Raw genomic sequence first — 14,897 nt, 5'->3', positions numbered from 1 at the left:
AAATTTATTTTGCCATTTTAAATTCAGCACGACGATTTTGAGCATCGCATGCTTTTGTTCTTTCAGTACATACAGGATTAGTCTCTCCGTAACTTTTAACACTAATTCTATCAGCACTAACACCTTGAGCTACCAAAGATTCTTTTACTGCTTTTGCTCTTTTTAAGCCAAGAGCTTGATTATATTCATCAGTTCCCCACTCATCGCAGTTTCCTTCAACAAGAATAGAAGAACCAGCAGCTTCACCATTGAAAACTTGAGCATTTTTGGCTATTACTTTTTGCATGTCATTTCTAACATTAAATTTATCAAAGTCAAAATAAATGCTAGAAACGGAATTGAAAGAATCTAAGTTTCCATAACTATCTGAACCACCACTTCCTTTAGAACTATCAACACTACTTGAGCTACTCATAGTTGTGTTATTCTTTGTAGCACAACCACTTACAATTACTGCAAATGCAGCTATTGAAGCAAAAACTATTTTTTTCATCCGTATCTCCTTAATTGAATTATGTTTTAATTATAACAAAAAAAAGATTATTTTATACTTACCAATCAATAGATTGAATTTTACCAACCTTTAAACCATAATAAAATGCTTTATTTGCATTAATTCTTATAATACCTAATGCACTTTGAGAACCTAAATATTTAATAAAAACAATACTTTCACCATCGCTTGAAAATCTTGGAAAAAGATTTTTTCCATTTGCAGTTAATTGTCTAATATAATCACTTTGCGTGGACATTAAATACAAATTAAAAACGCCGTTTTGATCATGTTCTCTACTTGAATATACCATATAATTTTTATACGTTGAAACTGACGAATTATTTTTTCCATGAAAAACAACTTGCTCTGTAGTATTATTTTGTAAATCTTGCATAAAGATATTTGGATACCCTAAACGATCAGAAACAAAAGCAATTTTTTGAACACCATCAATAAAATTTCCATTTACATCTATACCAGAATAATTGGTAATTTGTTGATAATTTTTTGTATTAATATCATACAAATATATATCTGGTTGATCTTTTGGTGCCATAGTAAGCAATATTTTTTTGCCATCATCGCTAATATCAGAAGCTACCATCATACCTTTACTTGCTATAATTTTTGTAGTATTTTTATTTTTAATATCATATTTGTATAAAGTTGGAACCTCATCATCATAGGCAGTAAAATAAAATGCACTTTGCTCTTTATTTGCCCATTTAGGAAATAAATTTAACCCTTTTGAAATTAATATTTTCTGATAAGTTAGCGTATAGTCTGCAAGCAGAATATCGCTTTGCTTACTTCCTTGCGTTCTTGCTATTAAAATCTTATGATCCATCCAATCAACTGGAGCATAACCTAATTTTTTATTCATTTGTGAAACACTCTTATGTGCCAAGAAAGGATATTCTTCTACAGATACAATTTGCTCATAAATTTTTGCCTTAACTTCGTTTGCAGCAAAAATATCAATATTAATATCTAAAAGTTTTCCATTTTTATTTAAAATATAAGAAAATATATAATCACCCTGATTTTCTTCTTTAACTATTTCATAATTTGCACTTACTTTTATGTCATTTACCAACATGTTGTAAAAACTTTTTTTCAACTCTAAATCAGCTAGATTAGACTGATCTTTAATATAAATCTTTGGTAATTGCACACCCTTATTTACCACAGAAATAGTCGCATCTTGTCCAAATAAAATCATACAAAAGGATAAAAAAACTAAAATCTTTTTCATTGTTTCTCCGTATTAAAATCAATTACATCACTAAGTCTCATTTTAATTTGTGTTATTTTACCACTTGGAGGTAACGTTACGTACTTACCTTCTAAATTTTTCAAAAATTCTTCTGCTTTTAAATCAAAATTTTTACTAAATGCCTTAGAAAAATTGATTACATGAAAATATCCTTCACTATCAATTATAAATTCAACTTCTATACTCAAATTACCACTTGGATTATAAATTCTCCATCTCTCTTCAAGATGTTTTCTTACAGCTCCTAAAAATTGATCATAAATTCCAACTTTTTGTTCCATTAAAGATTGTCCTAAATTTTCATTAAGTTGTAAATTTTCATTAAGTTGTTGAGAAAAATTTGAAATTTTTTCTCTAGAAGTAAAAGTAGGCTTTTTTGAAGGCATAGAAGATTGAACTTTAGTTGTTTTTTCCTCCTGATACTCTTCTATATCTCCAAATAACTCATTAAATTTACTTGCTTGTTGTTCTATATTTTGTGTTTTCACACTTTTATTGGTGGTATATTTTTGAGTTAAATTATCTTTGAAAAGATTTTGCAAAGATTCTTCTTTAAATTCTTGTAAATTCTCTGAAGATTTCTGTGCAATATTATCACCTAACTCTATATTGATAAAATTATTGGGATTATCAGTATATTCCAGCGCTTGTTGCTTAAGTTGCACAATTTTAAAAAAAACCAAAAATACAATACAAAAATAAATCAATACTGCATAAATAAAAGACTTAATATTAAAATCTGAGTATTCTTTCATATTTTACTCAGTCTGCAATGCAACTTTATAAAATCCGATGTGTTTCATAGTCTTTAATACACTCATGACATCATCATACTTTAAATTTTTATCAGCACGTATAAACACTACTTCATTAGTATTATATTGATATTTTAAAGAATTCATATTATCAGCAAAACTTATAAAATCAAATTTTTCTTTGCCAACAAAAATCTCTTTTTTTGCATTGATAGTAATAATGAGACTTTTTAAATTTGGTGCGCTAGAATTATTTTGAGATCCTTGAGGAAGTTGAACTTTTTCTTCATAAGTCATGCTCGGCGCTGTTACCATTAATATAGCAAGCAAGACAAGCATAATATCAACTAAAGGAGTGATATTTAATTCGGGTTTATCCTCTAAAAATTTCACTTTAAACCTTTAAACTGATTAATAATTTAATTTCACTATCTAAAATATTAATTAACTCATAAGCTTTGCGTTTAATAATCAAATGAAAACTATAAGCTGGAATAGCAACTAATATCCCACATCCTGTCGCAACTAAAGCTTCACTGATTTTTGGCGCAATAATACTCAATGAATTTTGAACTTCAAGACCACCAAAAGTTTCAAGTATAGAAATAACTGTCCCAAAAAGACCTATAAAAGGTGAAGTAGATGCTACAATACTAAGCCAAGTTAGACCTATAGTTGATTTTTTTTCAAGTAAATTTCTATAAATATTTAATTTTGATTCATCTATATCAACACATCTTTTTAAGATCGACGAGCTTTGATTTAAATCCTTCTCACCTCTCATTAAAGCTTCAAGAGATTGACTTTCATCTTTAATCCAGCCACCAATAATTGCTAATCTTGAAAATAAAATCGTAAAACTAAGTATAAAATATATCGACAACCATGCCAATACTATATAAGTAATCAAACTTGTATTGTCAAAAAAATTAAAGATTGCTTGAAAGTCCATCACTTTTGCCTTACATTGTTATCCATTTTAGCAAAAGTTGAAGCTAAAGCCATACTATCACTACTCATAGATTTTATGAGTTCTTTTGCTTCGTTGAGTTTTTTTGCTATCTCACTATCACTATTGCCACCAACCCACACAGCACCTTTAGCAAGAACACTTATTTTTGTTTCAGATATTTTGGCATGACCAGAATCAATAGCCACTAATTCATGGGTAGAATTTGATGTTTCAATATCTATAATTCCAGCCTTCAAAGAGGAAATCAAAGAAGCATGGCCTTTCAAAACCCCAAATTCTCCTTCACTTCCTGGTAAAACAACAAGCTTTACTTGATCTTTATAAATCACTCCAATTGGTGTAACTATTTCTAAAGATATTAAATCTTCCATAAATTAACCTTTTTTAGCTTTATCCACTTTGCAGTTATCTAAACACACATCATTTCTACTTACTTCTTTTAAAGTATCAGCTTTTGCAATGGCTTCATCAATATTTCCTACCATATAAAACGCATTCTCCGGTAAATCGTCATATTTACCATCTAAAATTCCTTTAAATCCAGCTATCGTGTCTTCTAAAGTTATATATTTTCCTGGACTTCCCGTGAATACTTCAGCAACGAAAAATGGTTGTGAAAGGAATTTTTCAATTTTTCTAGCTCTTTCTACTGTAAGCTTATCTTCTTCACTTAATTCATCCATACCTAAAATAGCAATAATATCTTGCAAATCTTTATACTTTTGAAGCACTGATTGTACCCCGCGCGCTACTTTATAATGCTCTTCTCCAATAATTTGAGGATCTAGCATTCTTGAAGTTGAATCTAGAGGATCAACAGCAGGATAAATACCTTTTTCAGCTATAGATCTATTCAATACTGTAGTCGCATCTAAGTGTGCAAAAACTGTTGCTGGTGCAGGATCTGTTAAATCATCTGCTGGCACATAAACTGCTTGAACTGAGGTAATTGATCCTTTTTTAGTTGAAGTAATTCTTTCTTGAAATTTACCCATTTCACTAGCCAATGTTGGTTGATATCCAACAGCTGATGGAATTCTTCCTAAAAGTGCAGACATTTCAGATCCTGATTGAGAAAATCTAAATATATTATCAATAAACATCAAGACATCAAGACCCATTTCATCTCTAAAATATTCTGCCATAGTAAGACCTGTTAAAGCAATACGATTTCTTGCACCTGGTGGCTCATTCATTTGTCCATAACATAAAGCAACTTTATCTAAAACATTACTCTCTTTCATCTCATTATAAAGATCATTACCTTCACGAGTTCTTTCTCCAACACCGGCAAAAACAGAATATCCACTATGTTTGAATGCCACATTATGAATAAGCTCCATAATAATTACTGTTTTTCCAACACCAGCACCTCCAAAAAGACCTACTTTACCACCTTTTGCATAAGGAGCTAATAAATCTACAACTTTAATACCTGTCTCAAAAATTTCGCTTTTTGTACTTTGTTCTTCAAAAGCAGGTGGATCCCTATGAATTGACCAATGCTTGTCAAAACTAACATCCTCTCCTTCATCAATCAAGTCACCCGTTACATTAAAAATTCTTCCAAGAACTTTTTCGCCTACTGGTACACTTATAGGATTTCCTGTAGCTTGTGCCTTCAAACCTCTTACTAAACCATCAGTCATATCCATAGCAATAGTTCTAACTTTGTTATCACCTAAATGTGCAGCCACTTCAAGGACTAATTTAAATTCTTTTCCTTCTAAATCATAATTTACCACGATTGCTTCATTAATTTGAGGTAAATAATCTTCAAATTCTACATCAACAACTGGTCCTAAAACTTGAGAAATAAAACCTTGCATCATCACTCCTAAATTTATTTCATTGACTCAACACCGCTGATAATTTCTATCAATTCGGTTGTAATAGATTCTTGTCTGGCTTTATTATAAGCCAAATTTAATTCTTTTACTCTAGCTTTTGCGTTATTAGTTGCATTGTCCATAGCTTGCATTCTCGCACTATGTTCAGCAGCTAAAGAATCCACTAAAGCAAAATACATATTGTATTCAAAATATGTATTTAATAAATCATTTAATATTTCTTCGCTTTCTGGCTCTAAATCAAGCAAAGAACTTGATTCTTGTTCTTCTTTGCTTGCAATAGCAGCAACAGGTAATAACTCATTAATACAAAGCTCCTGTGAAATCATATTTTTATATCCATTATGAATAATTACTACCTTATCGCTTAATCCTTGTATGAAATCTTCTACCACGCTTTTAATAATTTTGCATGCTTTTTCATAATCTGGACTAGAACTTGTATCCAAGTACTTTTCTAAAATTTCAATGTTTTGAAAATTAAAATATTCTATACCTGTTTTGCCTATAGCTCGTAGGCGCACTTTTATTTTTTTTGCTTTATATTCATCAAGCATTTCATTAACTGTTTTAATCGTTTTGATATTAAAACCACCGCACAAACCTTTATCCGCAGTTATAAAAATAATATCCACCTTTTCCACTTTTTCTTTTTTTCTAAAAAATGGAAGTTTATTATCAAGCCCCTCATATTGATTTATTTTAAATGCAATTTCTGACAAAACTTCATCAATTTTTTGTGCAAAAATCTTTGACTGTTTAGCTGCTTCCTCTGCTTTTCTAAGTTTAGCAGTAGAAACAAGTTTCATCGCATTCGTTGTTTTTTGCGTATTATGAACGCTTTTAATTTTTCTTTTTATTTCTTTTAAATTAGACATCAAAAAACCTCATATATGGTTTGCTTTAAACTCACTCAATGCTTTAGCTAATTTTTCTTCTAAATCTTTATCTAAAGACTTTTTAGTTCTAATTTGCTCAAAAATTTCCGGATATTTAGCTTCAATAAAAGGATATAAAGCAGTTTCAAATTCGCCAATTTTAGAAACAGCAATATCGTCTAAATATCCTTTAGTTCCAGCATAAATCATTACAACTTGATTTTCTGCTGATAGTGGAGAATAAGGCGGTTGTTTTAAAACTTCTACCATTCTTTGACCTCGTTCGAGCTGTTTTCTGCTTGCTTCATCCAAATCACTTGCAAATTGTGCAAAAGCTTGTAATTCTCTATACTGAGCTAAATCAAGCCTTAAAGTTCCCGACACTTGCTTAGTTGCCTTAATCTGTGCTGCTCCACCTACTCTAGATACCGATAAACCCACATTAATAGCAGGTCTAATACCTGAATTAAATAAATCTGTCTCTAAGAAGATTTGTCCATCGGTAATCGAAATAACATTAGTCGGTATATAAGCTGAAACATCTCCTGCTTGTGTTTCTATAATAGGTAACGCTGTTAAGCTTCCAGCTCCCAGTTCATCACTCAATTTACTTGCACGCTCTAACAATCTTGAATGCAAGTAAAATACATCTCCAGGATAAGCTTCACGACCTGGAGGACGACGTAAAATCAATGACATTTCACGATAAGCAACCGCATGTTTACTCAAATCATCATAAACAATTAAAGCGTGTCTTGAATTATCTCTGAAATATTCTCCCATAGTTACACCAGTATAAGGAGCAAGATATTGTAATGCGGCAGGATCTGATGCGCCAGCATTAACAATAATACTATATTCCATAGCGCCATATTCTTCAAGTTTCTTAACTACTTGAGCTACAGTACTTTGTTTTTGACCTATTGCAACATAAATACAAATAACATCTTTACCTTTTTGACTGATGATAGTATCAATCGCTACAGTAGTTTTTCCTGTTTGTCTATCGCCTATAATAAGTTCTCTTTGACCACGACCTATTGGAACTAAAGCATCAATAGCTTTTATACCTGTGTGTAAAGGCTCATGAACACTTTTTCTAGCCATAATACCTTTTGCTTTTTCTTCAACAAAACGAAATTCACTAGCTTCAACCACACCTTTAGCATCAATTGGCTCACCTAAAGCATTAACAACACGACCAATTAAGGCATCACCAACCGGAACTTTTAAAAGTTTTTTAAGTCGTTTTACAGAGCTACCTTCTTTAAGACCCAAAGCTTTACCTAAAACAACAATACCTACACTAGATTCTTCTAAATTAAGAACCATACCTTTTTCACCATTTTCGAATTCAACCATCTCTCCAGCCATAGCATTCTTAAGACCATAAACCTTAGCAACACCATCAGCCACTGAAATAATTTTACCAGTTTCTTCTATCTCAAGATTAAAATCAAAATTTTCAATCCTTTCTTTAATAATAGAACTTATTTCATCTGCTTTAAATTTCATTCAGTCTCCTTAAATTGCTTTTAATATATATTCATTCATTTTGGCTTTTAAATTTTGCATAGAAAATGATATTTCATATCCTAAAGTATCTAAACTAATTTTTACACCATCATTATCATTTATTTTACTATCTAACCTAATTTTTGCGTTAAATTTCTGACTCAATTTATCTTCTAAATTTTTAATTTCATATTCGTTTAACGCTTCTTTGGAATAAATCTTCCCTAAAAAAATATTATCCTTTAATGCCTTTTGCTCACTTAATTCTTTAGTGATTTGAGGTATTAAATTTTCTCTAGAGTTACTTACAATCAATGCTATAAAATTTTTAAAAGCTTGTGTTGGATTATCCACCAAAGAAAATAAGAAATTTAACTTTTGTTCTTGCTTTATATCATAAGAATTTAAAATATCTAAAAATTTAGATGATCCAAAGGCTGAAGAAAGTATTAATAATTTTGAATAAAAATCTTCAAAATCACCCCTACTCAAAACAGCCTTAGCATAAACCTTTGCTATAATATTATCCATTACGATGCCTTTTTCATCATTATATTAATAATGTCTTCTTGTTTTAAATATGAATTATCATCTTTAAAAACTTCCTCTAAAACTGAATTTATAACCTCTTTTTCCATTTTTCTTATCTCGTATTTTTTATGCTCTTGAAATGATTTTTCCAATACGCTTAATTCAGTTTTTGTTTCATTTTCAATTTTACTAGCCAATATTTCAGCTTCTTTCTTAGCAAGTGCGACAGCGTTAATTGACTCTTGCTTAGCAAGATCTAACTTTTTCATCATTTCTAATTTTAAATTTTTACTAGCAATTAATTTTTCTTGAATTTCATTCATTTTAGATGAAATTTTATTAATTCTATCATTATAAAATTTTTTTATAGGAGTCGCAATGAAATAATATAAAATTGCCACAAATAAAATAAAGTTTACCGTTCTTGGTAAGATATCATAATTTCCACTCCCATCCCCTGCAGCAAAAACATAAAAAGGTATGATGGTAATTAATAAAATATTTCTTATCATTTCTAGTTCCTTAAATTTTATTCAAGCTATTTTGAAAACTTTGCTTGAATTCTGGTACTTTTAAATACAATTCTTCTTTTAATTCTTTTTCTTTCTCCTTCAAACTCTTCAAAAAAACATTCATTTGTTCTTCAAGTTCTTTTTTCTTGTTAGTTAATTCTTTTTCTTGTTTTATTTTTGCTTCTTCTATAGTTTTTGCTTTAATTTGATTAATTTCATCTCTAGTTTTAACATGAATTTTCTCCAATTCAAATTCTACACTAGAGATATCATCAGAATTTTTTTTCATTTTATCTTCATCATTTTTAATAGTTAAATCTCTAGAATCCATAAACTTTATCAAAGGCTTATAAAGCATAGAATTTAAAATTGCTATCATAAATAAAAAGATTACTCCCGTGGCAATCATAATAGAAAAATGTATATCATCAAACATTGATACTCCTAAAAATTCTTTAAAGTAAGCTGAGAATTATAACAAATAAATCCTAAAAACATATTTAATTTAAAATATGTAACAGTTTTTCAATTTGATTTTCATCTTGAAAATCAATCACAAGCTTAAAATTTTTAACATTAGATTTAAAACCGAGCAATTTAAGCTTAGAATGCAAATTTTTCATTACTACTGATACTTCCTTATGACATTCATCTGGCTTTGTATTCATATCTATATTTTTAAAATTTTTGATTAATTTTTCAGTATCTCTCACATTTAATTTTTGTCCAACAATCGTATCAACAATAGTTTTTTCATCTTCTTTTTCAAGTCCAACTAATACTTTTGCATGACCTTGAGATAACTTACCTTCTATAATCAAATTTTGTGTTTGTTCATTTAAATTTAACAATCTTAAGGTATTTGCAATCTGAGATCTTGACTTATGTATAATATCTGAAAGTTTTTCTTGAGTAATATTATAAATATCTAACAATTCTTTATAAGAATGAGCTAATTCTATAGGATTTAAATTTTCTCTTTGTATATTTTCAATTAAAGCAAGCTCTCTTAGCTTTATCTCATCTACATCAAGGACAATTGCTTTTATTTCAGCATAACCTAAAAGTTTACATGCTCTAAATCTTCTCTCACCGGCTATTAAAATATAAGAAAATTCATCTTTTTTTAAAACTACGATAGGCTGTAATAAACCATATTCTTTTATAGAATTTGCAAGTTCATCTAAAGCTTCTAAGTCAAATTTTTTTCTTGGCTGATAAGGATTTGGTGTAATTGTATCTATATCCACCATTTCAATTTTATTATTAATGCCAAGCTCTTTCTCATAAGCTTCATCAACATCTGCTAAAATACTACTTAAACCTCTTCCTAAAGCACTCTTTTTTGCCATAAATCATCCTAAAATTGACTGAGCTAAATTTTGATATGCCAAAGAACCAGGAGATTTTATATCATAAAGTATGATAGGTTTTCCATAACTTGGACTTTCTGCTAATTTAACATTTCTTGGAATGATAATAAAATCATCTTCATTTTCACCTGTTTTAAATAATTTTTGCCTAAAATTTTGCTTTAAATCTTCCATAGTATCTTTTGAAAGATTATTTTGCGAACTATACATTGTAGGTAAAAAACCTTTAATTTTAAGCTTAGGATTTATACTCTTTTTTACGAATTTAATAGTATTTAATACCATAGCAACCCCTTCAAGCGCATAAAATTCACATTGTATAGGAATAATCACACTGTCACTAGCTGCAAAAGCATTAACAGTAATACTACCAAGTGCTGGAGGAGAATCAATAATAATAAAATCATAATCATCAGCAACTTCTTTCAATTTTTCGCGTAGTATAGTTCTATATTCTTTATTTTCTTCAGCCATCTCTTGTTCAATGCCTACTAAAGAAATATTTGAAGGTGCTAAATACAATTGTGGCAATTCTGTTTTTAAAATAATTTCAGAAAGCTTTTTTCTACCTATAAAAACATGGTAGATATTGTATTCATAGTTACTTCTATTAAAACCAAGTCCAGTAGTAGCATTAGCTTGCGGATCAATATCTATTAAAAGTATCTTTTTTTCAGCCACAGCTAAAGATGCTGCTAAGTTAATAGCAGTCGTAGTCTTTCCAACTCCGCCTTTTTGATTTGCTATAGTTATTATCTCACTCATCTTAAACTATATATCCTTTTATTGTCTAATAATATAGAACCATCTTTATACAACAAAGCATCATTTAATGACAAAATATCACCATCATTATGTATAAAAAATTTTCTTGATTTTTCGAATTCTAACATATACTTGCTAAAAATATTCTTCCATAAAATTTTCTTTTTTATATATGAGAAATATGCATTTAAAAGTTCTTTGATATCTACTTCTATATCTAAAATTTCAGCATTAAAAGGTGCAAATTTCAAATTAATTCCTATACCTATAACCAAAAAATCATTTATTTTAGAACTCATTAAACCGCCAATTTTTTTATCATCAATATAAAAATCATTAGGCCATTTAATCCAAACTTTAGATTCTCTTTTTTCTAAAATCTCTTTCATCAAAAATGCAAAATAAATACTTGCCGAAGCTAATGGCAAATCATTTGGTAAGTCTTCAATTCTAATACAAAATGATACATGCAAATTTCCTTTTTTACTCTGCCACAAATTTTCTCTACTTCCTATACCGGCAGTTTGAGAAAAAGCACAAATTGCATTATTATGATTTATCTCATTAGAACGAATTTTTTCACATAAATACATTTGAGTAGAGTCAAGCTCATCAAAATAAGTAATTTCCAAGCTTTAACCTTTTTCCATTTAAATATGTTTTGCCATCTAATATTTTTTTACCACTTTCTTGTAAAAATTTAATTTTTAAAATACCTTTTTCACAGCCTAACAAAAAACCATCATTTTCTATATTTAAAATTTTTCCACTAGTTTGATTTTCACTTGTATTAATAAGTTCAATATCAATAAATTTCAAACCATTTTCTAAAAAAATTCCAGGCCAAGGATAAAAGGCTAAAAATTTCTGATAAATTAATTTTGCATCATTTAGTTTTATAAGACCATCTTCTTTTTTAATTTTTCTACAAAAAGTTACCTGATTTTCATCTTGAATTTTCGGGATAATCTGCTGAAAATTATTTAAAGTACTCACACAAAGTTTGGCAGCTATATTTGAAAACAAAGCAAATACTTCTTCGGAATTTTTATTTTCTATATCACATGTTACGCTCTCTAAAATAGATCCGCTATCAAGCCCTTCTTCCATTAGCATCGTGCAAACCCCGCTTATCTTATCACCATTTAAAATAGCACTTTGTATAGGACTTGCTCCGCGATATTTTGGTAATAAGGAGGCATGTAAATTAACACAAGGGGCTATATCTAAAATTGATTTTGGCAAAATTTTTCCATAAGCAGCAACTACTATAAAATCGGGTTTTAAATTCTTAATATCTTTTATAATATTTTCATCTTTTAAACTCTTTGGAGTAAAAATTTTTATATCCAAATTACACTCTGTGATAAATTGCTTGACATTGCTTGGGGTTAAAATTTGTTTTCTGCCGACTGGTTTATCAGCCTGAGTTAATACAGCTTGTATATTAAAACCTGTATCAATTAATTCTTTTAAAATACAAGTTGCATAATGTGGAGTTCCCATAAAAACAATATTTTTCATAATTTCCCTATATCTGCAAATAAAGTAACATTATAATAGATATAGGTAAATTTTATATTTTAGTTAAAACTAAAAGTCCAATCCCCATGATCGGTTTCAACTTGCACTTCTAAAACTTTATCACAACTAACAAGTGGAATATAATCCCAAGTTTCTCCATAAGATAAAATTTTATCAATTTTTGCCTTATCTTTATCCAACAATCCGCCAACTTTACACTTCCCTCTATTTGGAATAATATTGGTAATTTTTACACTATCAACCAAAGAAGTTATACTTAAATACTTAACATATCTATGTAAGATAGGATTGTGCCTATCACTTACAGATACCTCAATGAGAACTTTATTTTCTCCACCACATGCAGCAAAAAACACGGATACAATAAAAATAAATATTTTTTTCATCAATCTCCTTTTTTAATCTATAATAATAGAGTGGATATATTTTGATTTACGAATTTAATAAAAATGAAATTAATTATTTATTTTATAAACAAATAGCACAAAATGTAGCTAAAGTTAGAAAAGAAAAAGGTTATTCTTAGTTAGAACTAAGTTTGGCTATAGGATACAAATCCGTTTCACTAGTAAGTGGAGCAGAAGCTGGATACAAAAATATTCATTATATTATTGAACATTTGTATAAAATTACAAAAATTTTAGAAGTAGATATTAAAGAATTTTTTAAAATTCTTTGATTATTTTTATGTATTTTTAATATAATTAGCTAGCTTAACTTCTAATTTTTTTAATTTCATCTAAAAGCATAAATTTAAGTTCTTTCAGTCCTGTCTTTTCTAAACTTGAAACTTTAACAAAAAAACTTTGAGGATTGTTTTGTTCTTTTAAATACTTAGAAAGCTCATCAAAATCAAGATCCATTTTTTGTGCAAATTCCTCACCTAAACTTGCACTATCACTTTTTGAAAGCATAATTCCAAATTTTCTACTAAAAAGTTTGTTAGAAAATTTTTCAAGTTCTTTTCTTAGAATTATAAATTGATCTTTTAAACTCATATCTCTTAAAGGGTCTAAAACAAAAAGTAAAAATGAAGTACGCTCAATATGTCTTAAAAATTCAAGCCCCAAACCTTTGCCAATACTTGCACCTTCAATAATTCCTGGAATATCAGCCATTACAAAAGAATTATAATCATCAACCTCTACCATGCCAAGTTTTGGGGTTAATGTTGTAAATTCATAATTAGCAATCTCTGGTCGAGCGTTTGATACAACACTTATAAGAGTTGATTTACCCACATTTGGAAAGCCTACAAGCCCGACATCTGCTATGAGTTTTAATTCTAAGCGCACACTTAAGGTTTTTCCTGCCACGCCTGGTTGTGCGTAGTCTGGGCGTTGATTGGTTGAATTTTTAAAATGAGTATTACCAAGACCGCCTTTACCACCTTTTAAAAAAAGTTCTTTTTGGCCTTCTACTAGCATATCAAGCAAAACTTCCCCACTTTGTGCATCAATAATTTGAGTACCTTGTGGAACAATTAACTCCAAATCTTCCCCGCGTTTGCCATTTTTATTACGACCAAGTCCTGGATAGCCATTTTGAGCTTTAAGTTCTTTCTTTCCTTTAAAATGTGCTAAAGTATGAGTATTATTATCACAAATAAAATATACACTACCGCCATTTCCTCCATCGCCACCATCAGGACCACCCAATGGTACATGCTTTTCTCGACGAAAACTTACAGCTCCTTTGCCACCATTTCCAGAACTTAGAGTTAATTTAACATTATCTATAAACATGCGATCACCAAATACAAAAATTTTAAAATGATACTATAATTTTTATAATATTTTAAGTTTAAAACGAAGAAAAGGCTACAAAGTAGCCTTAAAAATTATGCAGGGTAAACAGAAACTTTTTTTCTATTTTTATCTTTTCTTTCAAATTTCACAAAACCATCAATTAAAGCAAAAATAGTATGATCTTTTCCTATACCTACGTTATTACCTGCATGAGTTGCTGTTCCTCTTTGACGAATAATAATATTGCCAGCGCGAACAAATTCTCCACCAAATTTCTTAACGCCTAAACGACGACCTATAGAATCACGATTATTCTGAGTTGAACCCTGACCTTTCTTGTGTGCCATTCTTTACTCCTTAAGCTTTAATATCTACTACTCTAACACGAGTAAATTGTCTTCTAAAACCACGTTTTAATTTTGAGTCTTTTCTACGTCTTTTTTTGTAAATTACAACTTTCTTATCTTTTCCGTGAGTAATTACTTCTAAAACAACTTTTGCACCCGCAACAAATGGTGCACCTACCTTTAATTCTTTATCGCATACAGCAAGAACTTCGCTTACTTCTATGCTTGATTTTATTTCAGCTTCAAAACGATCAAGTTTAAGCTCATCACCTTGGCTTACTTTATATTGTTTTCCACTGTGTTTTATAATAGCATACATACAGCTATCCTTTC

The 14,897-nt window shown here is 29.4% G+C and carries 21 protein-coding genes; 1 reads left to right on the top strand and 20 read right to left on the bottom strand.

Going from position 1 to position 14,897, the window contains the following annotated elements; translation table 11 throughout:
- Positions 1-4: 4 nt before the first annotated feature.
- From CINS_RS00955 to CINS_RS00875, 17 genes are all read right to left on the bottom strand, one after another.
- Positions 5-493 carry a Tol-Pal system peptidoglycan-associated lipoprotein gene (locus CINS_RS00955; protein WP_039649080.1) on the bottom strand — a complete coding sequence of 163 codons (489 nt, stop codon included), beginning with the start codon at positions 491-493 and terminating at the stop codon, positions 5-7.
- A gap of 58 nt (positions 494-551) precedes the next feature.
- Positions 552-1,751, bottom strand: coding sequence for a Tol-Pal system protein TolB (gene tolB / locus CINS_RS00950; protein ID WP_039649077.1), 1,200 nt, complete (start codon positions 1,749-1,751; stop codon positions 552-554).
- Positions 1,748-2,527 carry a Tol-Pal system subunit TolA gene (locus CINS_RS00945; RefSeq protein WP_052251930.1) on the bottom strand — a complete coding sequence of 260 codons (780 nt, stop codon included), beginning with the start codon at positions 2,525-2,527 and terminating at the stop codon, positions 1,748-1,750. The genes tolB and CINS_RS00945 overlap by 4 nt, the downstream gene beginning before the upstream one ends.
- 3 nt (positions 2,528-2,530) lie before the next feature.
- The gene (locus tag CINS_RS00940) at positions 2,531-2,866 is read right to left on the bottom strand and encodes a biopolymer transporter ExbD (RefSeq protein ID WP_373274113.1); all 336 of its coding nucleotides are present in this window, start codon (positions 2,864-2,866) and stop codon (positions 2,531-2,533) included.
- 55 nt (positions 2,867-2,921) lie between these two features.
- Positions 2,922-3,479 carry a MotA/TolQ/ExbB proton channel family protein gene (locus CINS_RS00935; protein ID WP_039649073.1) on the bottom strand — a complete coding sequence of 186 codons (558 nt, stop codon included), beginning with the start codon at positions 3,477-3,479 and terminating at the stop codon, positions 2,922-2,924.
- Complete coding sequence (atpC, locus tag CINS_RS00930; RefSeq protein WP_039649071.1) at positions 3,479-3,871, bottom strand: ATP synthase F1 subunit epsilon; 393 nt, start codon at positions 3,869-3,871, stop codon at positions 3,479-3,481. Before atpC ends, CINS_RS00935 begins: the two co-directional genes overlap by 1 nt.
- Positions 3,872-3,874: 3 nt before the next feature.
- Entirely contained in the window at positions 3,875-5,329 is a 1,455-nt protein-coding gene (gene atpD, locus CINS_RS00925; RefSeq protein ID WP_039649069.1) for a F0F1 ATP synthase subunit beta, read from the bottom strand.
- A 14-nt stretch (positions 5,330-5,343) separates the two neighbouring features.
- On the bottom strand, positions 5,344-6,228 hold the full coding sequence (atpG, locus tag CINS_RS00920) for an ATP synthase F1 subunit gamma (protein ID WP_039649067.1): 885 nt from the start codon (positions 6,226-6,228) through the stop codon (positions 5,344-5,346).
- 9 nt (positions 6,229-6,237) lie between these two features.
- Complete coding sequence (gene atpA / locus CINS_RS00915) at positions 6,238-7,743, bottom strand: F0F1 ATP synthase subunit alpha (RefSeq protein WP_039649065.1); 1,506 nt, start codon at positions 7,741-7,743, stop codon at positions 6,238-6,240.
- 9 nt (positions 7,744-7,752) lie between these two features.
- A complete protein-coding gene (locus CINS_RS00910; protein WP_039649063.1) occupies positions 7,753-8,274 on the bottom strand; it encodes a F0F1 ATP synthase subunit delta in 522 nt (173 codons plus the stop codon).
- Positions 8,274-8,786: a F0F1 ATP synthase subunit B gene (locus CINS_RS00905; protein WP_039649061.1), complete on the bottom strand. Its 513-nt coding sequence runs from the start codon at positions 8,784-8,786 to the stop codon at positions 8,274-8,276. The genes CINS_RS00910 and CINS_RS00905 overlap by 1 nt, the downstream gene beginning before the upstream one ends.
- Before the next feature lie 10 nt (positions 8,787-8,796).
- The gene (locus CINS_RS00900) at positions 8,797-9,222 is read right to left on the bottom strand and encodes a FoF1 ATP synthase subunit B' (protein ID WP_039649059.1); all 426 of its coding nucleotides are present in this window, start codon (positions 9,220-9,222) and stop codon (positions 8,797-8,799) included.
- 64 nt (positions 9,223-9,286) lie between these two features.
- Positions 9,287-10,138 carry a ParB/RepB/Spo0J family partition protein gene (locus CINS_RS00895; protein ID WP_039649057.1) on the bottom strand — a complete coding sequence of 284 codons (852 nt, stop codon included), beginning with the start codon at positions 10,136-10,138 and terminating at the stop codon, positions 9,287-9,289.
- Positions 10,139-10,141: 3 nt separating this feature from the next.
- A complete protein-coding gene (locus CINS_RS00890) occupies positions 10,142-10,924 on the bottom strand; it encodes a ParA family protein (RefSeq protein ID WP_039649055.1) in 783 nt (260 codons plus the stop codon).
- A complete protein-coding gene (locus CINS_RS00885) occupies positions 10,921-11,556 on the bottom strand; it encodes a biotin--[acetyl-CoA-carboxylase] ligase (protein ID WP_039649053.1) in 636 nt (211 codons plus the stop codon). Before CINS_RS00885 ends, CINS_RS00890 begins: the two co-directional genes overlap by 4 nt.
- Positions 11,537-12,448, bottom strand: a complete 912-nt coding sequence (gene fmt, locus CINS_RS00880; RefSeq protein ID WP_039649051.1) for a methionyl-tRNA formyltransferase — start codon at positions 12,446-12,448, stop codon at positions 11,537-11,539. Before fmt ends, CINS_RS00885 begins: the two co-directional genes overlap by 20 nt.
- 59 nt (positions 12,449-12,507) lie before the next feature.
- Entirely contained in the window at positions 12,508-12,855 is a 348-nt protein-coding gene (locus tag CINS_RS00875; protein ID WP_039649049.1) for a hypothetical protein, read from the bottom strand.
- 152 nt (positions 12,856-13,007) lie between these two features.
- Between CINS_RS00875 and CINS_RS07915 the strand changes: the two genes are divergently transcribed.
- Positions 13,008-13,148: a hypothetical protein gene (locus CINS_RS07915; protein ID WP_232012947.1), complete on the top strand. Its 141-nt coding sequence runs from the start codon at positions 13,008-13,010 to the stop codon at positions 13,146-13,148.
- Between the two features lie 34 nt (positions 13,149-13,182).
- Here CINS_RS07915 and obgE read toward each other — a convergent pair whose 3' ends face one another.
- From obgE to rplU, 3 genes are all read right to left on the bottom strand, one after another.
- Complete coding sequence (obgE, locus tag CINS_RS00865) at positions 13,183-14,214, bottom strand: GTPase ObgE (protein ID WP_039649047.1); 1,032 nt, start codon at positions 14,212-14,214, stop codon at positions 13,183-13,185.
- A gap of 95 nt (positions 14,215-14,309) precedes the next feature.
- Entirely contained in the window at positions 14,310-14,564 is a 255-nt protein-coding gene (gene rpmA, locus CINS_RS00860) for a 50S ribosomal protein L27 (RefSeq protein WP_039649045.1), read from the bottom strand.
- 10 nt (positions 14,565-14,574) lie between these two features.
- On the bottom strand, positions 14,575-14,883 hold the full coding sequence (gene rplU, locus CINS_RS00855; RefSeq protein WP_039649043.1) for a 50S ribosomal protein L21: 309 nt from the start codon (positions 14,881-14,883) through the stop codon (positions 14,575-14,577).
- Positions 14,884-14,897: the final 14 nt, after the last annotated feature.

Source organism: Campylobacter insulaenigrae NCTC 12927 (genome assembly GCF_000816185.1).
GTDB classification, from domain to species: Bacteria; Campylobacterota; Campylobacteria; order Campylobacterales; family Campylobacteraceae; genus Campylobacter_D; species Campylobacter_D insulaenigrae.
The sequence above is the reverse complement of the archived record's forward strand: the minus strand, read 5'-3'. Positions and strand labels throughout refer to the sequence as shown.